The 25,245-nt window shown below is 70.0% G+C and carries 22 protein-coding genes; 11 read left to right on the top strand and 11 right to left on the bottom strand.

The genetic code is table 11. The annotated features are described in order from the left end of the window. Positions 1 to 11: 11 nt before the first annotated feature. A complete protein-coding gene (locus STRCI_RS40485) occupies positions 12 to 962 on the top strand; it encodes a patatin-like phospholipase family protein (protein ID WP_269664006.1) in 951 nt (316 codons plus the stop codon). Beyond that, positions 959 to 2,440: a flavin-containing monooxygenase gene (locus STRCI_RS40480; RefSeq protein ID WP_269664005.1), complete on the top strand. Its 1,482-nt coding sequence runs from the start codon at positions 959 to 961 to the stop codon at positions 2,438 to 2,440. Before STRCI_RS40485 ends, STRCI_RS40480 begins: the two co-directional genes overlap by 4 nt. A gap of 121 nt (positions 2,441 to 2,561) precedes the next feature. On the opposite strand, the gene STRCI_RS40475 is transcribed toward STRCI_RS40480, so the two are convergent. The 5 genes from STRCI_RS40475 to STRCI_RS40455 all read right to left on the bottom strand — a co-directional run bounded on the left by STRCI_RS40475 (position 2,562) and on the right by STRCI_RS40455 (position 8,340). After that, positions 2,562 to 3,242: a class I SAM-dependent methyltransferase gene (locus STRCI_RS40475; protein WP_269664004.1), complete on the bottom strand. Its 681-nt coding sequence runs from the start codon at positions 3,240 to 3,242 to the stop codon at positions 2,562 to 2,564. Positions 3,243 to 3,561: 319 nt separating this feature from the next. After that, entirely contained in the window at positions 3,562 to 4,404 is an 843-nt protein-coding gene (locus STRCI_RS40470) for a class I SAM-dependent methyltransferase (protein WP_269664003.1), read from the bottom strand. A 258-nt stretch (positions 4,405 to 4,662) separates the two neighbouring features. Then, positions 4,663 to 7,509: a caspase, EACC1-associated type gene (locus STRCI_RS40465; RefSeq protein ID WP_269664002.1), complete on the bottom strand. Its 2,847-nt coding sequence runs from the start codon at positions 7,507 to 7,509 to the stop codon at positions 4,663 to 4,665. Next, the gene (locus STRCI_RS40460; RefSeq protein ID WP_269664001.1) at positions 7,509 to 7,874 is read right to left on the bottom strand and encodes an effector-associated constant component EACC1; all 366 of its coding nucleotides are present in this window, start codon (positions 7,872 to 7,874) and stop codon (positions 7,509 to 7,511) included. The genes STRCI_RS40465 and STRCI_RS40460 overlap by 1 nt, the downstream gene beginning before the upstream one ends. A gap of 286 nt (positions 7,875 to 8,160) precedes the next feature. Further along, positions 8,161 to 8,340, bottom strand: a complete 180-nt coding sequence (locus tag STRCI_RS40455) for a hypothetical protein (protein WP_269664000.1) — start codon at positions 8,338 to 8,340, stop codon at positions 8,161 to 8,163. Positions 8,341 to 8,621: 281 nt separating this feature from the next. On the opposite strand from STRCI_RS40455, the gene STRCI_RS40450 reads away from it, so the two are divergent. Next, on the top strand, positions 8,622 to 9,035 hold the full coding sequence (locus STRCI_RS40450; protein ID WP_269663999.1) for a VOC family protein: 414 nt from the start codon (positions 8,622 to 8,624) through the stop codon (positions 9,033 to 9,035). A 101-nt stretch (positions 9,036 to 9,136) separates the two neighbouring features. On the opposite strand, the gene STRCI_RS40445 is transcribed toward STRCI_RS40450, so the two are convergent. Beyond that, a complete protein-coding gene (locus tag STRCI_RS40445) occupies positions 9,137 to 9,481 on the bottom strand; it encodes a hypothetical protein (protein ID WP_269663998.1) in 345 nt (114 codons plus the stop codon). A gap of 201 nt (positions 9,482 to 9,682) precedes the next feature. Next, positions 9,683 to 10,000, bottom strand: coding sequence for a hypothetical protein (locus STRCI_RS40440; protein ID WP_269663997.1), 318 nt, complete (start codon positions 9,998 to 10,000; stop codon positions 9,683 to 9,685). Positions 10,001 to 10,222: 222 nt separating this feature from the next. Here STRCI_RS40440 and STRCI_RS40435 point away from each other — a divergent pair, with 222 nt between their 5' ends. Continuing rightward, positions 10,223 to 10,519, top strand: a complete 297-nt coding sequence (locus STRCI_RS40435; RefSeq protein WP_269663996.1) for a hypothetical protein — start codon at positions 10,223 to 10,225, stop codon at positions 10,517 to 10,519. 219 nt (positions 10,520 to 10,738) lie between these two features. Continuing rightward, positions 10,739 to 11,440 carry a DUF3592 domain-containing protein gene (locus STRCI_RS40430; protein WP_269663995.1) on the top strand — a complete coding sequence of 234 codons (702 nt, stop codon included), beginning with the start codon at positions 10,739 to 10,741 and terminating at the stop codon, positions 11,438 to 11,440. A 97-nt stretch (positions 11,441 to 11,537) separates the two neighbouring features. On the opposite strand, the gene STRCI_RS40425 is transcribed toward STRCI_RS40430, so the two are convergent. Beyond that, on the bottom strand, positions 11,538 to 12,185 hold the full coding sequence (locus STRCI_RS40425) for a hypothetical protein (protein ID WP_269663994.1): 648 nt from the start codon (positions 12,183 to 12,185) through the stop codon (positions 11,538 to 11,540). 114 nt (positions 12,186 to 12,299) lie between these two features. On the opposite strand from STRCI_RS40425, the gene STRCI_RS40420 reads away from it, so the two are divergent. The 3 genes from STRCI_RS40420 to STRCI_RS40410 all read left to right on the top strand — a co-directional run bounded on the left by STRCI_RS40420 (position 12,300) and on the right by STRCI_RS40410 (position 14,049). Further along, a complete protein-coding gene (locus STRCI_RS40420; protein WP_269663993.1) occupies positions 12,300 to 13,238 on the top strand; it encodes an aldo/keto reductase in 939 nt (312 codons plus the stop codon). 98 nt (positions 13,239 to 13,336) lie between these two features. Beyond that, the gene (locus STRCI_RS40415) at positions 13,337 to 13,828 is read left to right on the top strand and encodes a DUF2975 domain-containing protein (RefSeq protein WP_269663992.1); all 492 of its coding nucleotides are present in this window, start codon (positions 13,337 to 13,339) and stop codon (positions 13,826 to 13,828) included. Then, positions 13,828 to 14,049 (top strand): helix-turn-helix domain-containing protein, encoded by a 222-nt coding sequence (locus STRCI_RS40410; protein ID WP_269663991.1) that lies wholly within the window; start codon positions 13,828 to 13,830, stop codon positions 14,047 to 14,049. Before STRCI_RS40415 ends, STRCI_RS40410 begins: the two co-directional genes overlap by 1 nt. Before the next feature lie 177 nt (positions 14,050 to 14,226). Here STRCI_RS40410 and STRCI_RS40405 read toward each other — a convergent pair whose 3' ends face one another. After that, on the bottom strand, positions 14,227 to 15,138 hold the full coding sequence (locus STRCI_RS40405; RefSeq protein WP_269663990.1) for an ADP-ribosylglycohydrolase family protein: 912 nt from the start codon (positions 15,136 to 15,138) through the stop codon (positions 14,227 to 14,229). A gap of 493 nt (positions 15,139 to 15,631) precedes the next feature. On the opposite strand from STRCI_RS40405, the gene STRCI_RS40400 reads away from it, so the two are divergent. Next, positions 15,632 to 19,525, top strand: a complete 3,894-nt coding sequence (locus tag STRCI_RS40400; RefSeq protein ID WP_269663988.1) for an eIF2A-related protein — start codon at positions 15,632 to 15,634, stop codon at positions 19,523 to 19,525. 82 nt (positions 19,526 to 19,607) lie between these two features. Next, entirely contained in the window at positions 19,608 to 20,267 is a 660-nt protein-coding gene (locus STRCI_RS40395; RefSeq protein WP_269663987.1) for an MSMEG_1061 family FMN-dependent PPOX-type flavoprotein, read from the top strand. Between the two features lie 98 nt (positions 20,268 to 20,365). On the opposite strand, the gene STRCI_RS40390 is transcribed toward STRCI_RS40395, so the two are convergent. After that, positions 20,366 to 21,202 (bottom strand): NmrA family NAD(P)-binding protein, encoded by an 837-nt coding sequence (locus tag STRCI_RS40390; RefSeq protein WP_269663986.1) that lies wholly within the window; start codon positions 21,200 to 21,202, stop codon positions 20,366 to 20,368. Between the two features lie 175 nt (positions 21,203 to 21,377). Here STRCI_RS40390 and STRCI_RS40385 point away from each other — a divergent pair, with 175 nt between their 5' ends. Beyond that, entirely contained in the window at positions 21,378 to 23,507 is a 2,130-nt protein-coding gene (locus STRCI_RS40385) for an FUSC family protein (protein WP_269663985.1), read from the top strand. Positions 23,508 to 23,530: 23 nt separating this feature from the next. Here the strand turns inward: STRCI_RS40385 and STRCI_RS40380 are convergent, their stop codons facing one another. Next, positions 23,531 to 25,072, bottom strand: a complete 1,542-nt coding sequence (locus STRCI_RS40380; RefSeq protein WP_269664774.1) for an MFS transporter — start codon at positions 25,070 to 25,072, stop codon at positions 23,531 to 23,533. Positions 25,073 to 25,245: the final 173 nt, after the last annotated feature.

The following is a 25,245-nucleotide window of genomic DNA, read 5'->3' as shown; positions in this document are numbered from 1 at the left end:
TGGGAGAATCCATGACGGGGAGTCAACGACGCGGGCTGGTCGTCGGGTGCGGCGGAACCCTCGGCTACGCATGGGCGGTTGCGGCGCTGGCCGCGGTCGAGGAACGGCTCGACTGGGACGCCCGCACGGCACAGGTGCTGGTGGGAACGTCGACGGGGGCAGAGGTCGTGTCCGCGCTGGGGTCCGGCCGGTCGGTCTCCGACCTGCTCGCGGCACTGCAGGGCCACCCCGACGCGGACCCGCTGCTCCTCCGGCACGTCGGCGCGCATCCGGGCGCCCTGCCACCGGTTCCGTGGCCGGGCCTGCCGGGCGCCGGTCTGATGGCTGGGGCCGTCCTCGGTCGTGTCCCGCTCGGGACGGGGCTGCTCGGCCTCCTGCCGCGCGGCCGGGGGGATGCGGGGTGGCTGCGGAGCTTCGGCGCCGCGCTGGCCAACGGCCGTACGTGGCTTGACTCGTCACGTACATGGCTGGTGGCGACCGAGACGCGCTCCGGCAGACGGGTCGCGTTCGGATCGCCCGGCGCACCCGTCGCCGACATCGGCAGTGCGATCGCCGCGTCGTGGGCGATCCCGGGCTGGTTCCCTCCCGTACGCATCGATGGGCGCGCCTACCTGGACGGCGGGATTCTGTCGCCGACGTCGGCCGACCTTGTTGCCCCGCTCGGCCTGGACGAAGTGGTGATCGTCGCCCCGATGACGACGTCCGGGGGCGCCCCCGCCACCGGGCTCAGCCGCCTGGAACGCGTTGTCAGGCGCTGGATGACCCGCACCCTCGACGCGGAGGAACACCTGCTTCGGGCCGCGGGGACCCGCGTCGTGCGGATCGAGCCCAGCGCCGAGGAACTGGCCGTCATGGGCTTCAACTTCATGAACGCCGCCCGCCGCCCGGCCACCCTCGACGTCTCCCTGCGTACCGCCCCCGACCGTGTCAAGGCAGCCGTCGACAGGAGCATCACAGCATGAGCGCCCATTTCGAGGTCATCGTCATCGGCGCCGGCATCTCCGGGGTCGGCGCGGGAGTCAGGTTGCGCGAGGCCCGGATCCGGGACTTCCTGATCATCGAGGCCGCCGACGACTTCGGCGGCACCTGGCGGGCCAACACCTACCCGGGCTGCCAGTGCGATGTGCCGTCCCGGCTCTACAGTTACTCGTTCGCGCCGAACCCGGACTGGACGAGGGTGTACGCGCATCAGCCGGAGATCCTCGCCTACGTGAAGGGGGTCGCCGACCGGCACCGGCTGTGCGAGCACACCCGGTTCGGCGTGCGTATGACCGAGGCGCACTGGCAGCCCGACGCGGCGCGGTGGCGGATCCGTACCACCGCCGGCGAGTTCACCGCCCGGTTCCTGATCGCCGGTGCCGGGCCGTGGAACGAGCCGCTCATCCCCGATGTCCCGGGCCTCTCGGAGTTTCCCGGTGAGGTCTTCCACTCCGCGCGCTGGAACCACGACTACGACCTGCGCGGAAAGCAGGTCGCGGTGCTCGGAACCGGGGCATCGGCCGTGCAGTTCGTCCCGGCGATCGCCACCCGGACCGACCGGCTGCACCTGTTCCAGCGCACCGCCCAGTGGGTGCTGCCCAAGCCGGACCACCGCATACCGAAGGCCGAGCGGTGGGTGATGCGGCACGTGCCCGGCGCCCGGGCCGCGCTGGCCGCGGTGGAGTACCGGGCCATGGAGACGCTGGGCCGCGGATTCCGCAGGCCGTCACTGCTGCGCGGCGTACAGGCGGTGGCACGCGCACACCTGCGCGCCACCGTCCGCGACCGTGAACTGCGCCGCAAGCTGACCCCCGACTACACCATCGGCTGCAAGCGCATCCTGTTCTCCAACCACTACTACCCGGCCCTGACCCGCCCGAATGTGGACCTGCACGCCTGCGCCGTCCGCGCAGTCGACGGCAGCACCGTGCTCGGCGCCGACGGCAGCAGCGCGGAAGTGGACGCGATCATCCTCGGCACGGGCTTCCGCATCCTCGACATGCCCCTGTCGAACCTCATCCACGACGGTGCCGGGCGCTCGCTCGCCGACCACTGGCAGGGCTCACCCGAGGCGTACCTGGGCACCGTCACCGCCGGGTTCCCCAACGCGTTTCTGCTCCTCGGTCCCGGCCTGGGCACCGGACACAGCTCCGCGTTCACCATCCTCGAAGCCCAGCTCGATCTCGTCGTCGGCGCGATCCGCTCAACACGCGCCCAGGGGTGGGCTTCGGTCGAGGTACGCCGCGAAGCGCAGACCGCCTACAACACCGAACTGCAGGCCGCCCTCGCGGGCACCGTCTACAACACCGGCGGATGCCGCAGCTACTACCTCGACGCCAACGGCCGCAACAGCTTCAGCTGGCCCTGGTCCACCACCCGGCTCCGCACCCAGGTGGCACGCTTCGACCCCCGCGACTACAACGTCGTCCACCCCACTCACCGGCAGGGCCTGAGCGCATGACATGCCCCGCCATCGACAGGCGCGACGCCGACATCGCGTCGTCGGCGCCATGGCCTCGACGTACGCCTGACGTCGTCGAAGCAGTCTTCGCCTCGGCTCGCCTGCCGGGAGCCGATGCTTGTCAGCGGAGTCGGCGCACGCGGAGCACGAGGTCGTCCGTGTGGTGCGCGCCGGCCCCGCCCTCGGGTGCCACGCGCGGCCGTTGCTCATTCACCTCGGTCACCCAGTCACCGTCGAGCAACTCGGCGACCATCGAGGGCCAAACATAGTCCGCCGGGTCGAAGCCGCTGTCGTGCGCCTGATGCGTGTCCATCCCCGCGTGGTGCACGAGCAGCAGCACGCCGCCCGGCGCGACGGCCGCGAGCAGCGACCGCTCGGCCGCGGCGTCGGGGGTGCGCAGCAGGGCCGGGTACTGGGCGGAGACCAGGTCGAAGGAGGCGGGCGGGAGCGCGGCTTCGGTGAGCGCGGCATGTACCCAGCGAACGGCGACACCGGCGTCCCGTGCGTGCCCGGCAGCCCGCTCCAGCGCCACGCCCGAGACCTCCAGCGCGGTCACGTCCCAGCCGCCGCGCGCGAGCCAGACCGCGTCCGCGCCCTCACCGCAGCCGACGTCGAGGACACGCCCAGGCGTGAGCCCGGCGACCTCGGCGACGAGTGCGCCATTGGGTTGGCCGCTCCACAACTGTTGGCGCTCGGTGTACCGACTGTCCCATTCCGCGCGCACCGAAGGATCGCCGACGTATCCGTCCCCGGGCGAAGGGGTGTCTGACGCGGGCGATCCGGCTCCAATGTTCTCGGTCACGGACCCACCGTCACCGACCGAGGCCCCGCTACGCCAATGCTGTTGCCGATCCGGCAAACGGCTGCCGACACGCCTCACTGACACCAGCACCGCTACCGGCAGGCCAGCAGCACGCAACGGGCTTGTTCAGCGGGGGACGGCATGGGTCAGGACCAAGGGCCCTGCTAGATCACCTCCGGGAGCGCGCCTCAGAGGGCCCGCTGCTGTCCAGGCGTCGGCGCTTGGCCGAACAGCATTCAGCGCGGCGGTCCTTGGGCGCCTGATGGTCCCCTCCCTTGCTGTGCGGCTCGACCGGCCGGACCCGTCCGTTCCCGCCGAGTCACCCGGCGTCCGCTCCACCCCTGCGGGCGGTGAGCAGCAGGTACTCCCACTCCATGCCCCCATCCTTCAGCGCGCTGCCCGCCAGGTCGGTGAGGGCGGCGTCCAGGGCGGCCGTCCGCTCGGGGTCGTCGGCCAGATTTCGGTAGATCGCGATGGTCGGCCCGTAGGCGGCCTTGAAGAAGTCGCGGAACTCCTCCGGCTCCCGGAACATGTCCACACGGATCGTCCGGCGGCGCACCTCGACATCGGTGACACGGTCGCCGAGCAGCGCGCGCACGTGCTCCTCCTTCCCCCACAGCGGCGGCGGCTGCGCCCCGGGAGGAGGCGGTGGGGCGTACGGCTTCATAGTGGCGAACATCTGCCCGATGAACCCCTCGGGGGTCCAGCTGAGCAACCCGATGGTGCCACCGGGCCGGCAGACCCGCACCAGCTCGTCGGCGGCGGCCTGGTGGTGCGGAGCGAACATGACCCCGACGCAGGACATCACCGTGTCGAAGGTGCCGTCCTCGAACGGGAGCGCCTCGGCGTCCGCCTCCTGCCAGCTCAGCGTGGCGCCGCGGGCCTCGGCCTCCTGACGGCCCACGGCCAGCAGCTCGGGCGTGAGGTCGGAGGCGACCACATCCCCGCCCGCCAGCGCGGCCGGGATCGAGGCGTTCCCGGACCCGGCGGCGATGTCCAGGACCTGGTCGCCGTCCTTGACCGCACAGGCCTCCACCAACGCCGGCCCGAGCGCCGCCACGACCTGCCTGGCCACCGCCGGGTAATCACCGAGCGCCCACATCGTCCGATGCTTCGCCTTGAGCGCACGATCCGCCTCACGCGCATCCGCCGTCTCCGACATGCCACTTGCCTCCCTGGTCCCTACGGTGCCGATGGCCGTCCTTCTTCGAGCCTAGAACCCGCCACCCCCACCGGCGAGCGCCGCACCGCCGACCGGGTGGAAACCCGGTCAAGGCCGGCGCCACAGGGGCAGCCACAACCTGATCCGCCGCTGCATCACCTGGCGGAACAAGCATGCCGCCGGCGAGTGACTCCGTCAGGTGGTGAACAGGGCGAAGCTGCCTGATGTGGCAAGAGAGGTGACGGTTCGTCATACGACCTACTGCGCTGCGGGGCCGTCTAGCTCGTCGAGGGCCTTCTGGCAGCGGGTGACCCCGTCGACGATGTCAATCTCGGCGTAGAGATCGCGGGCTGAGCGCAATGCGTCGGCCGCATCGTCGTACCGGCCCTGGACTCGGTGAACGTCACCGAGGCCTTTGATGGCGTTCGCCTGACCGAGTCGGCTGCCGAGGGCCTGGTAGCGGGTCAAAGCGTCTTCATAGGCGGTGATGGCCTCGTCGTACCGGCCCTGGCTTTGATGGACGTCACCGAGGCGCTTGGTGGCGTTGGCCTGACCGAGTCGGTCGCCGAGGGTCTGGTAGCGGGCCAGCGCGTCCTGATAAGCAGTAGTGGCCTCGTCGTACCGGCCCTGGACTCGGTGAACGTCACCGAGACGTTTGGTGGCGTTGGCCTCACCGAGTGGGCTACCGAGAGCTTGGTAGCGGGTCAGCGCGTCCTGATAAGCGATGGCGGCTTCGCCGTACCGGCCCTGGGCATGGTGGACGTCACCAAGGCCTTCGGTGGCGCCGGCCTGGCCATGCCGGTCGCCGAGGGTCTGGTAGCGGGTCAGCGCGTCCTGATAAGCGATGGCGGCTTCGTCGTACCGGCCCTGGGCATGGTGGACGTCACCAAGGCCTTTGATGGCGTTGGCCTCACCGAGTGGGCTACCGAGAGCTTGGTAGCGGGTCAAAGCGTCTTCATAGGCGGTGATGGCCTCGTCGTACCGGCCCTGGACGTGGTGGACGTCACCGAGGCAATCGATGGCGTTGGCTTGGTCGATGGAATCGGCGGGTGTGATGCGCAGGATGGTGTGGAGAATGTCCTGGGCTTCGATGTAGCGATCGTCCACGTACAACGACGTGGAGACGGTTTCCAGGAAAGCGACCGTCTGCGGCCAATCGCTCGTACTGGCGGTGCGGGCGGTGGCCTGGACCTCCTGGGTGTGCTCACTGAGCCACCGGCGGGCGCTTCGCGCGTTCTGCTCCTCGTCGGGCGCGTCGGTGTCCAGGATGTTCCGGGCTCGTTGGAGCCCGGTGTGCAGGTGGTGGTACAGCCGTTGTCTGCTGGCTTCTTGTTCCTCCGGGGCGCAGTGGGCGGCAGCGGTCTGGCGGGCGTAGCTGAGGCTGCTGTCGTGGAGGCTGTAGCGGTTGGCCTTACGGATCAGGAGTTGCTCGATCTCGGTGAGGCGGACCTCCACCTCGTCTTGGGGGCGACCGGCCATGGCGGCGAGGGAGTCAGCGCCGAAGTCGGGGCCGGGGTGCCAGGCGCACTGGTGGATGAGGTGGCGCAGGTCGGTGTCGAGGGCGTTGTAGGCGCTGTGGAAAGCGGTGCGTTCGGCAGCGTCGAGGCGGGGGAAGGCGGCGAAGCGGTCAGGGCCTGCCAGTGTGGCGAGGATGGCGGTGGGGGTGGCTCCGCGCAGGAGCCGGGTGCCGACCGGGCCCAGGGCCAGGGCGCTGCCGTTGATGCGGTCCGCGAGCTGGTGGAGGCCGTCGGTGTCTGGAGGGACGCCCATCTTGTGCCAGACGGTGACGCAGTGCTCAGACGGCAGCGGAGACAGTGCGCACCGTACATGGGCGCTCAGGTCGAGCAGTTCGGAGCGGCTGGAGATCATCACTGCGCTCGGGGAGCCGGCGGCCGGGATCAGGGGGGCCAGCTGGGTGGCGTCGCGGGCATTGTCCAGCAGGAGGAGCACAGGATGCCGGTTGAGGAACAGGCGCCAGGCTTCGGTGCGTGCGGTCAGGTCCGTGGGGATGCGTTCGGGCCCGTAGCCCGCATGGTGCAGTTGCTCGGCGATGACCATGTGCGGGTTGCGGGGCTCACTGTCCGGGGTCCAGCCGCGCAGGTCGATCTCCATGCAGCCACCGGGGTAGAGGGGAGCCAGCCGGGCTGCTGCGGCCCGCAGCAGCTCGGTCTTGCCCTGGCCACCACGGCCGTGCACGACACACACCGCGCCCGGATCCCCCACGGCTTGCTCCAGCGCCGTCAGCTCGTTCTCACGGCCGGTGAAGTACCGGGTGGCCGCATAGGCGGTGACGGGCGCGGCAGGGGGCGATGCTCCCACGGGGGCCGTCAGGGGCTCGGTCTGCGGTGCCGTGTTGGTGGCGAGGGGGATGCGGTGGCCGCTGTCCCGGGTGCTCATACGCGGTGCCGGTACCCGGTGACCTTCCACGGTCCTGCCCTTCAACCGCTCACACAAGGCCTCGTAGACTTCGGCCATGGTCAGCACCGAGAGGTGCTCGCCGCGTCGGCCGTCGGGTAGTTCCCCCGTCAGCCCATCACGCAGGAGCAGGACCAACTCCCGGGTGAAGACACTGCCGTCCGGCAGGCACAGGGACCTTTCGGTCTCGGCCGACGACGTCAGTACGCAGGCCCCTTCGATCTCGAAGTCCGGGCCCCCTTCGCGGTGTTCCCGACCGCTCATGTGCAGGGCGCCCCCGCTGAAACAGCAGTCGACGATCACGACGCGGTGCTGGGCCGTGGAGTCGGCCATGATGGCTCGGACTTCGTCGTAGGCGACCGAGTGGTGCGGACGGTCCGGGCGGGAAGCCTGGGTGGCCAGTAACAAGCCGCGCCCGTCCCGGCCGAAGTGCCCGTGCCCCGCGTAGTACACCAGCAGCAGGCCCGTCGCGTGAACCGCCGCGTCCTGTACGGCGTCCAGCAGAGCCGTAGGAGTGCTGTTGGCGGGCACCGCCACGCAGTGCTCACCGGCGAACCCGCCCACCTCCGGGGCGGTCAACAGGTCGCGCAGGGCGGGCACGTTGTGGCGTACGCCGTCCAGGGCAGGCAGATGGTCGTAGGCGTGGACCCCGAACAGCACCGCGCGGGACCCGGACTGCTCGACCCGCATCAGCAGGACCCGGGGGCCGCACCGTCTCCGTCACTGTTCAGGCTCCGCAGCAACTCCGCGAGTTCATCCGCCGAGAGGTGGCCGATGTCGACGGTGCTGTCGCCGTGCACCAGCGTCCTCGCCCCATCGGCCGTTCCAGCCGGAGCCGTCCGAGTGGTGCGCCACGTCGCATACGCCACGGCGAAGTTCGCAATACCGGTGGCGTTGCCGAGGACCACGTCGAGCGCTTCGAGCACCCCCATGGTCGGCCCGTCACCGGTCACCGACTCCACCGGCAGCCCCGCCGTACCAGGATCACGCCCCAGCCAGGAACGAAGATCCGTCAGCGCCCGCTCATCACCCTCGGCCAGTACCTGGATTTGCATGCTCCACCGCCCCCGGCGTACGCCCTCACCCGACTGAGAACACACAGTAGTCGCGTTGTGGACGCCCAGTTGGCCAAGCTGTCGTGAGCGGTCCGGCGCGAGCAGATTTAAGGCTGGCGGGGGCGGTTGCGATCGCCCTTCGGAACCGCAGGCGCTACGGAGGCGTGGTTGGCCCTCGCCTTCGCCCACCACAAGGACTCGCGCGGTCTGGACCGCCCCCAGCGAGGCGTTCGACGTCGGCTTGGACGAGCTTCTCCGCCCGGCGAGCGAGCGGAGACGTCATCGATTACCTGCCTGAACCCGCAGCAGCGACGATCGCGGCGCAGGCCACGACCCAGTCGGGGCTCAGCCCGGCGCACGCCGACACGATGACCGCGATCACCACGATCACCACGACGGTGTGCCACCGGGATGCGCCGTGTAGCGGGCAGCCGCCGGGGTACGTCTCACAGAGGAGTGCAGTCATTGTTTCTCCATTCCAGGATCGCCTGGGAACAGGTCCTCGGAGCAGGCCGGTTGGGAAGCCGGAGTGCCTGCGCCGGGGACCTTCTCGGTGTTGGTGGTTCCCTACCCACACCACAACCCTGTTCTCTGCCACGAAGCCCTGCAGGGCGAGGCATCAGGGGCGCACGTATGCACGGCGTCCGCCAAATGGACACTTTCGTGAGCCTGTCCAGCCAACATCGAAACCGCGCTGGCCGACGCAAGCACGACAGCGGCTCATTTGACTTGTGGCAAGATCACGGGATGCTACGACTAACTGACTTCATCATCGACTGCCCGGACACGATGAAGCTGGCAGCCTTCTACTCCGAGGTGGTGGGGCTCCCGGTCAAGGAGGGCAGTAACGAGAACTGGGCCGGTATCCAGTTCGGCGACATCGAACTGGCCTTCGTCCCGGTGGAGGACTACCGCGCCCCGCAGTGGCCCGACAGCGAGCACCCCAAGCAGTTCCACCTCGACTTCGAGGTCGACGACATCGAGGCCGAACAGAGCCGCGTCCTGGCACTCGGCGCGACCCTGCAGCGGGACTGCTCCGGCCCTGACGGCTACGGCTTCCGCGTCTACACCGACCCCATCGGCCACCCCTTCTGCCTCTGCCGCAACAAGGGTGTCATCTGGACCGATCAGGGCCCGGTCTGGCCCAAGCGCGACCAGTAGGCCGTGTTTCGAAGAAGGTGGGGCCGTGGTTGATGCCGCACTCCACGGCGTGCCAGCCGCGGTGGTCGATCGGGGCGAGGGCGGGCGGCCGGCCTGCGTGATCATTCCACTGCTTCAGGTTCCCCCTGCTCGAACGCGATGCGGCAACGTTCCACCTGGTCGGCCACCTGTTCCATGAACCAGCGCATGACCTCGTAGGGGACAACGCGTTCGTCAGGACCGTAGAGGCGAACGGTCGGTTGCAGATTCGGGTCCTCGTCCGGGACATGCGCTACCAGAAAGGCAGCGCCGGGCAGGTGAGTCATCGTGGCGTTGGGGTTCTCGGCCCCCTCGGCCGACGCGGGCACAGCCTCGCTCAGCTCTACAGCCCAGGCGTCGTCGGGCAAGGCGTAGTGGAACAGGACCGCGTAGTGACGGCCTGCATGTTCTCGCAACTCCCATGACATGTCAGCAGGCTGCCACAACTGCTTGCGGGCAGGCAGCCCGGACGGGGGCGGTTCCGGCATATCCCGAACAAGCCGGTGCCGCCGTCAACGCAAAGACGCTCGGCTGAGAAACCCCAGCCGAGCGTCTGCCCAAACTGCTGTCGCCACACGTCAGTCATCACATGTGGCGACGGTCACTGGAAACCGGCGTACTTGGGAGCCTCAGTGGCCCGGTCCGGGCCAGTTCGCCTTCGATGCGATCTCGGCCGTGCCCATGGCCGTCTGGATCGCCTGCTGAGTGACCATCATCTGCGTACTCATAACCTGCGAGTCGCATGCAGCCTTCTTCATGGCGCCTATGCTTGTGCCGTCGTACAACGACGCGCAGTACGACGTGGATTTCTTGACATGCCAATCAAGGCTGTGGACCGCGGCCGCCGCCGGGGTTGCCGCAACAGCAACTACCGCCAAGGCAGCCGCTCCCATCGACAGCCCGGCAAGTGATTTCCGCGCACGGTTCTTCATCAGGTACTTCTCCATTTCGACATGCGTTAGTGCTGTTCTCATGCCTGACCTGGCGGTCTCCCCACGAGCAGTCCACATGTTTCGAAGCACGTATCAGCCGTTTGCGCCTTCCAACGCTCACGTGGCGACTGACCGCGTTTCCTCAACCGGCAGACAGGCAGCCCCAGTTTCTCGCCGTACGCCGCCGCCTTTCAACGCAGCGGGAATGCAGATTAATTCATGGGGGAAGATGACGCCATGGCCAAAGATCGCCCCTGGAACCGCAACGCCCAGCCCGCCCCTGAACCTGAGTCCGCACCCGACGCGCCGGTCCCGGAGGACCTCAGACTCGCAGGCCTCGAGATCCACGACATGACGGACGACGAGGTGCGCCGTTACTGCCTGGTCTGGGCCCGGCATTTCCTGGTTCGCTATGACCTCATCGGCCGGCGGTCCGACGATGACCTGGACAAGGCGTCCCGCTACGCCCAGATCGCCCAGGCCTTTCGGCCCGGCCCGGACCCGACGCAGCAGCAACCGATCGACGCACCCTGACCTTCCCACTCCAAGAAGCGGGAGACGGTCTGCGATCACCATCGCAGACCGGCCCGATTAGGATGTGCCCCGCTTTGAAGACGGGCCTGTCGAGGGGGAGTTACGGGGATGGCGTCTACGGCTGCCGCGCTGGTTCTGCGAGGAAAGAGGGGTACGGCGCTCCGCCTTGATGGTCAGGTGGTAGTGCTGCGGACGCCCGCCGAGGAGTTCCGCATACCGGTGGAAGCGATTGCGGAGGTACGGGCGGACGGACGCGCCGTCGCGATCGAACTGCTGGGTGGAGGCCAGCCGGTGGTCTACCGCGTCGAGGGGGTCTCCGAGGCGGGCGCCGCCGCCTTCGGGCAGGCGGTCGGTCGTCTGCTGCCGCCGCCCGACGGTGACGCCGAGCCCGTGGACGGTCTGTCACTGATGGACGTTCGTCCGCTGCCCGGCCGGAGCACGGGATGGTTCTCCGGGCTCAGACCCGTCGCCGCGGTGGGCGCCCTGCTCTATGCCGGGCTGGTGGCGGCCGTGGGCACGGCCGGGGGCGGGGAACAGGTCGCCGCACTGCTCGGCGGTTCGGTCGCGCTGTACGCCGGGTGTTTCATGATCTACGCCGGAACCCGGACGAACGTGGAGGACTGGCGACTCAATCGGCGCGGCATCACCGTCATGGCCCAGTTCTCGCACTACACCAACAAGCGGCGGGTGTACTCGTACACGACGGCCACCGGCGAGAGCTACACGTACCAGACGACGGGCAGTGGCACGGACCCGATCGAGGTCACCTACGACCCCGCGCGGCCCGGCTACGCAAGGGCGCGCGTCAGCGTCCTGGACACGCTCGTCATGGTCCTCATCCTCGCGATCCCGGGCTTCGTGGCGGCGATCGGCGTCTTCCTCGTCGGTCAGGCGGTCGCCGCTCCGTGGGGCGGCTGGTGACCGCCATGCTGTGGAGCGACTGCTGAAGTTTCGGTTGGGGTGACACGTCAGTCCTCTGCTCTTCAGCAGCGGGGCGGGTTCCGGCGTGGCCGCCCGATCAACCGTCGAGCGCGGCGGAAGGTGCGTCGCCGTTCTGGGCCTGCCGGGCCCGCTCGGCAAGCACCATGGCCAGGTCCCGGACTCCGCCCTCGTCGATGCCGCCCTTCTCCGTGGAAGCCGCCTCGGTCCACAGCAGCACCGTGCCGACCCGGGTCTGGGTCACGGCTCCGGGCTCACCGCGGAAACCGGAGGAACCGAATCGAGCGTCGCGCTCGTCACCGATCGGGCCGATCCCGAAGGTCTTGGCCCTCTGTCCCGCCCTCTGGCCGTAGTAGCCGTCCCAGAGCACGTCGTACGCCTTCCGGGCGGCCTGTTCGCTGTCGTAGGCGACGATCAGAAAGGACACGATGGCAGCGTTGTCGTCGCGCCGGAAGGTCGAGACGCCGTAAGAGCGGGAGTTCTCGCAGCCCGCGTTGTCCTTGATGGGGCAGGCCTGCGAACGGTAGAGCTTGTCCATCTCGACGGCCGTGGGCGGATCGGACTCCTTCCAGCCCGGCATGGCCTCACCGTCCGGCAGTGTCTTGCGTACTTGTTCCTTCGTGAGCGCCGTCGCCTTGCCGTTCCCGCTGTCGCTCTCCGCGCCACCGCCGCAGCCGGCCAGCAGCAGTGCCGCCGCGATCGCCACGCACCACCGGTAGTTCCTCATGGCCATGCCACCACCCCCTGAGCGGTGATCTTACGCGGACCGTCTTCGCGTGGATGGCACCGCTCTCCCCCGGCAGTTGACTTGGAGAGCACTCCAAATCCGAGCATGGAGGGCATGAACCTCACCGATCCCCAGATCGTCCTCGGGACCATGGACTTCGGCACCCACATCGACCCTGACCGGGCCTTCGCGATCCTGGACTCCTTCGTGGCCGGCGGCGGCCTCTGGCTCGACACCGCCAACTGCTACTCCTTCTGGAACGACCCCGCAGGCCTCGGCGGCGCGAGTGAACGTGTCATCGGCGCATGGCTGCGAGCCCGCCCGGGCATGCGCGAGCGGGTGCGGATCGCGACCAAGGTCCGGCACAACCCGCTGACCCCGCACGTGTGGCCGGAGAGTGCGGAAGGACTCTCCGCGTCCGCCGTCCACGCCGGCTTCAAGGAAAGCCTGAGACGGCTCGACGTCGACCATGTCGACCTCCTCTGGGCCCACGCCGAAGACCGCACTGTGCCGTTGGAAGAGACCGTCGGCGCGTTCGGTGAACTCGTCACCAAGGGGACGGCCTTGCGGGTCGGAGCGGCCAACCATGCCGCCTGGCGCGTCGAGCGTGCCCGGTCACTCGCACGAGAGCAGGGCGTTGAGCCGTGGACGGCCCTGCAACTGCGCCACTCGATCCTCCAGCCGCGACCCCTCACCCCCGTGGCTGAAGCCGGCCATCGGATGCTCACCGACGAGGACCTGGACCTCGCGGCGGCGGAGGGACTGAGCGTGTGGTCCTACACCGCACTTCTGTGGGGCTCATACGAACGCGCGGACAAGCCGCTGCCCACCACCTACGAACACCCCGGGACCGCACGGGTCCTCGTCGTCCTGAAGGAGGTCGCCGACGAACTCTCCGCCACCCCGAACCAGGTTGTCCTCGCATGGCTGATGCGACAGGGCATCCATCCGATCGTCGGCGCGAGTCAGGTGCCGCACATCGAGCAGGCACTCGCCGCGCGCCACGTTCAGCTCAACGACCAGCACCTGACCCGCTTCATCGAAGCGCGCTAGCGGGGCGAAACCCGAAACCCGCCCCTCCCCGCGCCAACACTTGCGCCACCTATCGAATATCGATAGCTTTTCATCGTGATTCGATGGAAGGAAGGGTCATGGGCAAACTGACCGTGCGTGCGCTGCGCGCCGTGCTCGTGGTGGTGCTCGCCGGCACCGGGTTCGTGCAGACCTTGATGGTGTGGGTATTGGTCAGTGGGAGCGATCCGGAGGACGGATCGCTCCCCCTGACCGCGCTGCGCGTGCTCACGATCCTGGGCATGGTCTCGGTCCAGGTCGCCCTGGTCTGCGTATGGCGGCTGGTGACGATGGTGCGCCGCGGAACTGTGTTCTCCCACGCCGCCTTCCGGTACGTGGACGGCGTGATCGGCGCGATCGTGGCGGCTGCCCTCGTGTGGTTCACGGTCACGGCCGTCAACGCTCCGGGCCAGCGGGAGGACCCGGGCGTCACCGTCATCATGGCCGGGGTGGGCGTGGCCATCCTCGGGGTCGCGCTCCTCGTGCTCGTGCTGCGGATGCTGCTCGCCCAGGCCGTCGCGCGCGACGTCGAAGCGGCGCAGATGCAAGCCGAGTTGGACGTGGTGATCTGATGCCGATCGTCGTCGACATCGACGTGATGCTGGCCCGGCGGAAGATGTCCGTGGGCGACCTCGCGGACCGGGTGGGGATCACCCCCGCCAATCTGGCAGTACTCAAGAACGGCCGTGCCAAGGCGGTGCGCTTCGCGACGCTCGCCGCGCTCTGCGAGGTGCTCAAGTGCCAGCCGGGCGACCTGCTGCGCTGGGAAGCCGAGGCCCCTGCGGGCGAATGACGCGCCGTTCTGCACGAAGGGGAACAGCGTGGCGGGACCGTCTCGGGAACGGGCACGAGCCTTGCCAGGACCTGGTGCCAGCGGACGCCACCGGGTTTCACGGGGCGTACAGGTCCAAGGCTGTGGTCCTGGCAAGGACAGCGAGCCTGCGCTACGGCAGGCGCACGGGGCAGGTGCTCACTCCGACGCGATCAAGGGCAGCGGTTCGCGGGCCGCGTGCCAGGCAGGGGGCAGTGCGGCGACTCCCGTTCGGGCGGCGATCACCCCGCCCGCGATGGCGGAGGTCGTGTCGATGTCGCCGCGCCCTGCGACCGTGAGCCACAGGCCCTCGTGCAGGTCGTCAAGGTGCGTCGCCGCGCACCACAGGGCGAACGGGACGGTGTCGGGCCCCGACATCCGGTAGCCGGATCCCAGGACCTGCGCGGCGTGCCGGACCGAGGTGCGTTCCGACATCCGGGCCGCGACCCGCACTCCCGACCGAACGTCACTGTCGGGGAGGCGTTCGGCGACGGCGTGAAGGAAGTCCGGGCGGGCCGCAGCGGCCTCGCCCCGGCCACTGGTCGCCAAGGCGGCGGCAAGGGCGACGGCCACCGCTGCGGCCACCGCCTCCGGGTGGTGGTGCGAGACCACGCTCTGGCGGGCTGCCTGCTCGGCGGCCGCGTCGAGGTCCGCGGCGTGCCAGGCGCCGAGCGGCGCGGCACGCATCGCCGCACCGTTGCCCCAGGAGCCCTGGCCGCCGAACTGACCGGCAACCACGTCCTGCCAGGGCTCGCCCGCGCCGATCCGGCGGAGCACGTCGTGCATCGAGGCGCCGTAGCCTCGATGCGTGTCGTCGGCGTAGGCAGCCGCGAAGCGCCCGGCAAGGCGGTCCTGGTCGACGGTGCCGCCGCCGACGGCGAGTTCCTGGACAAGGACGACCGCCTGGGCGGTGTCGTCGCTCCACCGCCACAGTGGATCCGCGGGCAAGGTCCGCGCCTCCAGGGCCGCCGGCCCGTCCCGGCGCAGGATGCCGAACCACTGGTCGCCGAACGCGTCCCCGAAAGCGAGTCCGTGCAACGAGTCCAGCACGGCGCCAGGCATGGTGATCATCGTGGCAGTTTCGCAGCGCAACCGCGCTCCCGCACCCCGGTTTCGGCACAGGTATGCCAAGGAGATCCTCAGGCCGGGCCAGATGCCAAGGACCAGGTCGGCGAGTGTCCCAGCGAGCGGCGCGATGCTGAAGGCCAGCGCCGTACCGATGCACGTCAGCAATGAATCAGTCCGAGGTCACACTTGGCACGTGCCCGGATGAACGCAGAAGCGGACGGGACCGTTGGATTCGCCTGACCGTCCTGTCACGCCGCGGCTTGTTCGGCTGCGTGGGGCATGGGCGCTATAGCAGACTTCCGTGGTCTGCAAAGCCGTAGCCGCGCCCGGGGGCCTCATGCGAAGAAGACTGCCCCGACTGACCTCTGCCGTCAGCGTGTTGTTGTTGATGATGGTGCCGCTGGTTGCTGCAGTGGGAGCCGTGGCGGGCAACGAGATCAATGCTCTCGCGAACCTCCCCGGCTGGCTGCAGCCCGCCCGGGATCACCCTCTCAGAGTGGCGGCCGCCGCGGTTGTGGTGGCGGGGGCGCTCGGTGTGATCGCCTGGCGCGTCCAGCAGGCACAGATCGCCATGGACAGCGACACGCCCTTGCGCGACCCCGCCCGGAACGGACGGCCCGTGCTGCTCTCCCCGGACGCGGGCGACTGGGTGGTGGACCGCGTTGAGGAGACGAGGGCCCTGGTCGAGGCGTTGACCGCCCGTGCAGAGCGGGGAGCAGAAATGCGAGTCGTCGGGCTCTACGGAGCGGGTGGCTTCGGTAAGACCGTCCTCTACAGGCGTGTGTGCGAACACCCGTCCGTCCGCGCTTGCTTCAGCAACCGCGTCTTCACGATCAGCCTCGGCCGTGACACCAAGACGTCCGCCGCGATCGCGGACAAAGTGAACAACTTGATCCTCAACCTGACAGGGAGGAACCCGGGTTACACCGATCCGGAGATGGCCGGTGCCGAGCTGGGCCGACTGTTGGATGAGCTGCCGCGGAGTCTGCTGGCACTCGACGACGTCTGGTATGAGCAGCAGTTGCTGCCCTTCCTTACCGGTGGCCCCGCCTGCGCCCGGCTCATCTCGACCCGGTCGCCGACGCTGCTGCCCAGCACCGCGGCCACCGTAAAGGTCGACCGCATGACCAGGGAGCAAGCGGAAGCCGTGCTTTTGCACGGACTGGAGCCGGGAGCCGTGCCCACCAGCACAGTCAGGGAACTTCTGCGGGTCACCGACTGCTGGCCCCTGCTGCTCAACCTCGCCTGTGGATTCATCTCCTCCCATGCCATGCGCTTCACCACCAGGCCCTACGCCGAAGCCGCCGCAGAGCTGGTGGCGTTGATCGACGCGGCGGGACCCGCGGCTCCTGGAGTGTCGGGCATGGAGTACGACCCCGCCACGGACCTGGACGACAGTGCCCGGCGCAGGCGCATAGTGCGGGCCACCATCGAGGCCGGCACGAAACTGCTCCCGCCCGGCAGCGAGGAGTGCTTCGCACGACTGGGGATCTTCGCCGGCAACGAAGCGATTCCCCTGGCGGTCGTCACCGCCCTGTGGAGTCAGGGCAACAGACTCGACCAGATCACCGCCCACACCCTGTGTCAGCGCCTCGCGGAACTCTCCCTCGTGACGATGAACCACCACGACGCCGTCTCGCTGGTGCTGCACGACGTCATCCGCGACCACCTGCGACGGGAGCTGGGAGCGCACGGCATCGCCGCCGCGAGCAGATGTCTTGTCAGGGGCCTGCGGCAGGCTCTCGAAGACGGCGGTAGCGGCCGGACGCCCACCGCATGGTGGGAACTGCGCTCGAACTACGCACTGAATCATCTGATCCGCCACTTGGTCGAAGCTGGGTACGACGCGGAGGCACGTGGGACCGCGACCGATCTGCGGTGGATCGGATCACGGCTGAGCACAGCGCCCAACGCCCCGCATGCCGACCTTGCCGAACTGCCCGATCCGGACGGGGTCCTGGAGGCGGCCATCCGCGTGCTCGGCGCTTCGACCCACCTGCTGTCCCCCACCGAGCCGGCGCACTCGCTCTTCGATGTTCTGTACAGCCGCCTCGCCCATGTCCCGCTGTGGCGGGACCAGATCGAGGAGCTGTCAGCCGCGCGCACCCAGCCGCGGCTGGTCAACAACAACGCCCTACCCGACACGCCGCATCCCGCCCTGGAGCGCACGCTGACCAGTTCCTCCACGAGGGCATACGCACCTGCTTGGTCCCCGGACGGCAGGCGTCTGTCAGCCCTCGGGCACAACGGGGGCGTGCGGGTGTGGAATCCGGTCACCGGAGAGTTGTCCCATGTTCTTACGCCGGACAAGTCCGTGCGACTGCTGGCCTGGTCCCCGGACAGCTGCTTCCTCGCCGCTCTCTCCGGTACGCGCACTCTGGGCACGTCCTTCGACGCACGCACTGCTGCAGGCGATGGGTGGGAGCTGGGCGGCACCGCACAGGTGTGGGATCTGCAGACAGGGTCGGTTCGCGTCCTCGCCCATGACGTGCTGGACCTCATGTGGTCCCCGGACAGCACGTACTTGCTCACTCGGGTCATCGGTCTGAACGCCCGCCTGTGGGATCCCGCGACCGGCGACGCGGTCTGCGCGTTGCGCTCGCCCGGTGGGCCGCTCGCGCAGCTGGCCTGGTCTGCGAGTGGCGACCTGCTGGCCGGTACGGACCATGGGACGTCTGTGCAAGTGTGGTCGGCGGAACGCCTGAAGGCCGGTGAAGGGGACAGCCCGGCGCCGTTGGTCGGTCATGTGGGCGTCGCGCACTCGGTCGCCTGGTCACCTGACGGGGGGATGCTCGCCACCACGGACGGCAGCGAGTACGTGCGTCTGTGGCACGTGGCTGGGCTGACGCTCGCTCATTCCCTGGCGGGGCATGGGGCCGAGTTCCGATCCGACGATTCGTCTCCTGTGCGTCGCACCATCTGGTCCACGGACGGCAGTCGGCTGCTGACCCTGGACGGCCTGCGCACAGCACGGCTGTGGGACACCGCGAGCGGCGCGGTTCTGCACATCCTCACGGGCCCGGGGCTCGTCGGTCATACCGTGACCTGGTCGAGCGACGGTGGCAGGTTCGCCGCGGCCGACGTGGCGGGCGAGGTACACGTGTGGGAGGCGCGGACGGGTGCAATGGTCCGTACGCTCAGCGCGCAAGGGACCCCGGAAGACGTGCGGTGGTCCCCCGACGGCAGCACCCTCCTCGTGCGCACCCGCAACGCCGTGCGCCTTTGGAGCGCGGACACCGTCGCGTCACACAGCCTTCCCGGAGGGACCGCGGCCCAGTGGTCACCTGACGGCGCTCGCCTCGCGATCGTCGATCACTCCGGCCGACTGCGGATCTGGCGCTCGGCCTCCGTCCCGGCTGTGGCGACCCCGACCGTGGCGACGCCCGGCGCGCGTGCCGTCGCGATGAGCAGGTTCGCCTGGGCGCCCATAGGGACATATCTGGCAACGCTCGGGGATCTTTCGGACCCTGGTGCTGTGGTGCGGGTGTGGGACGGGCGTACGGGCGAGGTGGTCCGAGAACTGTCGGGGCCTTCACAGGGGGGACGCCGGCTGCTGTGGTGCCCCGACGGTCGGTGGCTCGCCGTATCCAACGCAGTGGGCACAGTGAATCTCTGGGACACGAGCACGGGAGCCGCCGCCCCACCGCTCACCGGGCACACCGGGGCGGTCGAGGCGATGTCGTGGTCGCCCGACGGAGTCCATGTGGCGACCGTGGACGGCGCGGGCATGCTTCGCTGCTGGGACCACCGCAGTGCGAGCGCCGTGAGCGTCGGCCACGGGGTGGGTGTCCCGGTGTGGTCGCCGGACGGAGCCCTGCTGGCTCTTGTCGGCACTGACGGGCGGGTCCAGTTGCGCGATCCGTTCGCACTGGCCACCCCGCATGTGCAGCCCAGCGGCGCAGGAGCGGTACGGGCGATGGCCTGGTCACCCGACGGCCGCCGCTTCGCTGTCCTGAGAGGCAGCGCCGGACCGCGTCACCAAGTTCAGATCTGGGACGCGGCGGGCCGTGGGCTCCTGCACACACTCCGATTGACGGGCGGCCCCGCCGCCAAGCTGGCCTGGGCGCCGGACGGGCGGCTCATCGCGGTCCTCGCCCGCAACGGAGCTGTGCACGTCTGGAATTGCCGAGCAGACACCCCGGCACACCGGCTGACGGGACACGCACGTGCCATGGGCTGGTCCCCGGATGGCGAGCATCTGGCGACGGCTGAGGGCGGCACGGGCGGCGCGCTGATCGTCTGGGATCCACACACGGGTCGCAGGCGCGCGCTCATGCGCACCGAGGGCGATCTCTCGTGGTGCGCCTGGTCGGAGACTGCCGAGTTGCTCGCCGCGGGCGGGGAGGGGGGCTTGTACTTCTTCCGCTTCCGCACCGGCGTCGGCGCCTGACTCTGATCGGGTGGGCAATGACCACCGCTTCTCTCATCGACCAAGATCAATCGCGGATCGGCCGGGCGATTAGGGTCGAGGCATGACAACACCCCTTGCCGACAGTGCCTTCGACTCGCTCCGCGTTGACGCCGTGCCCGACCAGGAGGCGCTCCGTCAGGTCTACGAACTCCCGAAGGATGCGGCCCTGCGCAAGCAGATGACCGAACTCACCGCGCAGACCCGGCAGTTGATCGGGTGCTCGTCGCTGGTTCTGGTCGCCAGCGCGGACGCCGAGGGCAACTGTGACGTTTCGCCGCGTGGCGGTCCCGCAGGGTTCGTCGCCGTCCTGGACTCACGGACGGTGGCGATACCGGACGCGACCGGCAACAAGCGTCTGGACACCCTGCAGAACGTCGTCGCCACCGGACGAGCCGGGCTGCTGTTCATCACCCCAGGGCGCACCACGACGCTCAGAGCGAACGGCCGGGCCTGCGTCTCCACCCGCCCGGAGCTGCTGTCGCAACTGACCGCCGTGGGCAAGCCGCCTGCCAGCGCGCTGGTGGTAGGAATCGAGGAGGTCTACCCGCACTGCCCCAAGTCGCTGCTGCGCAGCGGCGCTTGGAAGCCCGAGCAGTGGCTGCCGGCGGACGCGCAGCCGACCTCGGCCGAGGTGACACTGGCCCAACTGCGGATGCCGGGGCTGACGATCGCCGACATCGAGCAGGCGGAGGCGGATTCGCTGAAGTACCGGTACGAGTAACCGGCCGGCCGGCGGTAGTTGAACCGCCGGTCCGCCGAATCCGGGCCAGCACGCCCCGACGTCAGGCGCGGGAAGCACGCACCCGCTGCGCCTCAGAGCTAGGCCGTGAAGGCGGCCGCGTGCTCCGCCGACCACTGGCCGAACGAGCGGGCGGGGCGGCCCGTGACCTTCTCGACGGTGTCGATGACCGTACGGCCGACCTCCGGAGTGTTGCCGTAGGCCTCGATGAGGAAGCCGATGACGTCCTCGGGGTGGCCTGCCGCCCGCCACTGGTCGACGGCCTGTTCCTCCGTCAGCTCCACCAGGGAGACCGCCCGGCCGCGGGCGTTGGCGACAGCGGCCACCTTGTCGCCGACGGTGAGCAGTTCGGGGCCGGTGATCACGTATTCCTGGCCGGCGTGGCCCTCCTCAGTGAGCGCGACCGCGGCAACGGCGCCGATGTCGCCCTCGTGCACCATGGCGCTGAGGCGGTTGACGAACGGTTCCCGGACCTCGTCCCGGGTGACGATGCCCTCCGCCCATTCCAGCGCGTTGGCCATGAACTCGACCGGCATGAGTACGGTCCAGTCCACCCCGTCGTCCGCGCGCACGGCGTCCTCCAGCAGCGACGGCCCGCCACCGTGCAGCACGGTGACCCGGCGTACGCCGGCCGCGCGGGCCAGTTCCAGGATCCGCGGGCCCGTCTCCAGAGGGGCGAAGAAGGCGCCGCCGAAGGTGATGAGGTGCAGGCCGGTCACGCCTTCCAGGGCGGCGGCCAGGGTGTCCGGGTCTGTCAGGTCGCCCTCGACGACCTCGACTCCGTCAGGGAAGTCGGCCTTGGCCGCGTCCCGGGTCAGGGCGCGGACTCGGTGGCCTCGGGTGAGCAGTTCGGCGACGATCTGACGGCCGACGGTTCCGGTGGCGCCGGTGACAAGGATGTTCTGCGTCTGAGTCATGGAACGACCGTAGGAACCCTTGCGGTCAACCTGTGTCCTCGACTCCGGGCCTCGACCACTGATCCGTATCTCGTGCCGAGGGGCGTCCCCGAGGGGGCAGAGTGATCCTGAAGGAGTGAGGGGTCTCCCAGCCGACTGGTTTCCGGCGGCCTACGCCGCTTCGGGCCGTCGGGCCGTGCGTGTGGCGCTTGCCGCCGCGGTCGGCTTCTACCTCTTCCGGTACGGACTCGACAGTCCCGTCGCGGCCACCTACGCCCTGTTCGGCGCGGTGTCCCTGGGCGGGCTGTCGCGGATCCCCGGGACCGGACGGCAGCGCGCCGCAACCATGGCGCGGGTACTGCCGGTGTGCTGGGTGCTGGTGGTCGTCGGCACGTATCTGTCGGTACGCACCTGGAGCGCCGTCGCCGGGATGCTGGCGGTCGGCTTCACGCTGGCCTTCTGCGCCGTGGGCGGACCCCGTCCGGCGGGCGTGGCACCGGGGCTGCAGCTGCTGTACATCCTGCCGTCGTTCCCGCCGTACGACCCCGGCTCGCTCGGCGAGCGGCTGCTCGGTACGACGACCGGGCTGGTGCTACTGGTCGCCGCCGAGTGGCTGATCTTCCCCGAGCCCGCCCCCATGGCGTACCGGGAGCGGGCCGCCCGCGCCGCCTGGACCGCGGCGCACTGTGCGCGGGCCCTGGCCGTGCCGCCGTACGTCCTGGGCGCCGCGGACCGGAGCTCGGCGGAGGAGAACGGGCGGGCCCTGCGGTCGCTGATGGTGCCCGAGGCGGAGCGTCCGGCGGGCCCCGGAGTACGGGAGCGGGCCCTCGCGCACACCGGCCTCGCCGTCCGTACGCTCCTGAACCGGCTGGCGCGGCTGCCCGCCCCGCCCCGGGCGCCGGAGCGGGAGGTGACCGCCGTGCTGCGTGCGGTGGCGGGCCTCGCCACGGCGACGGCGGGGTGTCTGCGCGAAGGACCCTCGCCCATGGGGCCGTACCAGGAGCTGTCCTCAGCGCGTGCCGCGCTGTCGGCCCTGTCCGCGCAGGCGTCCGGGTTTGCGCCGGTGGTGCTGCGCGGGCACGCGGCCGTGCTGGAGATCGCGGATGCCGCGCTGGCGATGGGGGCGGCGGCCGACCGGGTTGTACGCGGGCGGCATGCCGAGGTGGAGGTGCCGCCCGAGCGTTTCTGGTACTCCACCGTCCCGGCCCCGGTGCTGTGGTGGCACCGGCTGCGCGGGCACGCGGGGCGGCGTTCGGTGTTCTTCCAGAACGCGGTGCGGATCGCGCTGGCTCTCACGGCGGCGCGGCTCGTCGCGGGGATCGACACGCTGCCGCACGGCTTCTGGGCCATGCTGGCCACGCTCAGCCTCACCAGGACCACCCTGGAGGCGACCCGGCACACCATCCGGCTCGCGCTCACGGGCACACTGGCCGGGGCGCTGCTGACCGCCGGGACACTGACCCTGGTGGGCACCCACACGAACGTCTACGCCGTAGTGCTGCCCGTGTGGATGCTGTTCGCCTTCACCGTCGGGCCGGTGCGGGGGGTCGGCTGGGCCCAGGGGCTGTTCACCGTGCTGGTGGCCCTGGTGTTCGCGCAGCTGGCGCCGTCCACCTGGCAGCTGGCGGAGGTGCGCATGCTCGACGTGCTCATCGGCAGCGCGATCGGCGCGGTGTTCGGGCTGCTGGCATGGCCGCGCGGGGCCCATGACGAGATGCGCCGAGCCGCCGCCGAACTCCTGCGCACCGCCGCGGAGGTCGTGGTGGCGACGACCTCGTCGGTGGCGGGCGGCGCCGCCACAATCGTGCCGGCCGGCGCACCCGGGCACCGGTCATTGCATCACGCCGTCGTCCTCGCCGAGTCGGCCTACGCGCAGTTCCAGAGCGAGCCCACATCCCTCACCGGCGCCCGGCGGGGTCCCCCGGCGCCGGTGGACTGGCAGGCGACGCTCATCGCCGGCCACCACACACTGTGGGGCTCCGAGCGGCTGCTGGATCCGCCCGTCACCGTGCTGCCCGCCGCGACGGCCCGGGCGGTGGAGGCACTCGGTGAACGCATGGCCGGGCGGATGCTGCTGCTCTCCGCGGCCCTGGACCCGGGCGGGGACACACCCTCCCTGTCCGTCCCCCGGATCGCTCCGGTCACCGCCGAGTTCAGCGCCGAGCCGGTGGGGGCGCCGCGGCGGTATTACGCAGTGGTCGAGTGGCTGGAGTCCCTGGCGGCCGATCTGACGCGGCTCTCCCGCGGCGGGGCGACACAGGAGGCCGATGTCGGCTCGGACGCCGGCGGCGGTCCCGGTGGCAGCGGCTCTCGCAGGCCTGCCTGAGACGGGCGGCGACCGCGACACGGTCAGGCGCTCTTCGCTGAGGTGCGCTCCTGCTGCGCCTCGACGGAGGAGGCGGCCGCGGTGCCGCCCGGGTGGAGCAGCGCGAACAGGAAGGCGATGCCCAGGGCGATGGCCATGCCGTAGAACACCCACTGGTTCGCCTCGGCAAAGTCCCTCTGCACCGCGCTGACGACCTCCCGCATCTGGTCGGCGGCGGGCCCGGTGCCCGTGGGCGGGGCGGCGTCGCCGCTGCCCGTGATGGAGCCGCTGAGGCTGTGGGCCGTGTCCCGGGCCTGCTCGGCCGACATGCCATGCGCTTCCAGGGTGTTCGTCACGTTCGAACGGGTGACATGGGTGAGCAGGGTGCCGAAGACCGCCATGCCCACGCTCGCGGCGTAGTTGCGCACCGTCTGGGTGATGCCCGTGACCTCGCCGTAGGACGGACCGATGGCGCGGTTGACGGCATCCGTGGAGGCGGGGGCCAGGATGAAACCGATGCCCGCCCCGGCCAGGGCCGCATACGGCCACTGGTCGTGCATGGACAGGTCGGTCAGCTTGCCCGCCCACAGGGCGAACCCGACGCAGCCCACGACGGCGCCCATCTGCAGCGCCGGACGGGCGCCCCGCTTGTCGAGGATCCGCCCGCCCCACTGCGAGGCGATGGCGAAGCCGGCAAAGACGTACAGCAGGAACAGCGCGGCCTGGTTGGGCGAGGCGCTGAGGGAGACCTGGGCGTACACGGACGCGAAGAAAAACAGCGGGACGAAGGCGAGCATGGCGAAGAACAGCACCGCCGCGTCCATGGTGAAGCCCCGGTCGCGGAAGACGCGCAGGTCGATCAGGGGATCGCGGACGCCCCGCTCGTAGCGGACGAAGACGGCGAGGATCGCCAGGCCGCCCGCGACGCACAGCCAGGTGGCGGCGCTGTCCCAGCCCCAGACGTAGGCCTGCTGGAAGCCGAGGACGCTCAGGCCCATGCCGGCCGCCATCAGGGCGGCGCCGACGATGTCGAGAGTGCCGGTCCGTCTGCGGTCGGTGATGTGCGCCATCGCGGTCAGCACCAGCGCCACCACGGCCACGGGCACGTTGACCCAGAACACCGCGCGCCACGTCCATGCCGCGGTGAGCCAGCCGCCCAGCAGCGGTCCCACGGCGGTCAGCGCGCCGGACAGCCCGAAGAACAGGGCGAGGGCGCGGCCGCGCCGCTCGGCCGGGAACACCGCGACGACCACCGCCAGCGCGGCGGGAAAGAGCAGCGCCGCCCCAAGACCCTGGACGGCCCGGAAGCCGATGAGCCAGCCCTGCGCGGCGTCCCCTTTGGGGACACAGCCGCACATCACCGAGGAGACGACGAACACCAGGGTGCCGATGACGACGATCCGGCGCGGGCCGTACAGGTCCGCGAGGCGGCCGCCGACGGCGAAGAAGGCGGCCAGGGCCAGCAGATAGGCGTTGATCACCCACTGCATGCCGGACGCCGACAGGTCCAGTTCCCGGACGATGTCCGGGGCGGCGATGGAGACGATGGTCTGGTCGATGAAGGTCATCGCGACCGCGAACATCATGGCCGCGAGTACCAGCGTCTGTTGATGAGCCGCACGAGGCGCGGGCGTGGTGTCATCACGCCCGAGGGGTGTGTCACTCACCTTCCCAGTCTGCGCCCGTCCGGGCGAGCCCGCAGCGGCGGGCACCGGGTGGCCACTGCACCATTGACGCATGACCACCCGGTACGCGCGGA

Origin of the sequence: Streptomyces cinnabarinus (assembly GCF_027270315.1) — a bacterium.
Lineage (GTDB): Bacteria > Actinomycetota > Actinomycetes > Streptomycetales > Streptomycetaceae > Streptomyces > Streptomyces cinnabarinus.
Note: the sequence above shows the minus strand (reverse complement) of the source record. Positions and strands in the feature narration are given on the sequence as shown.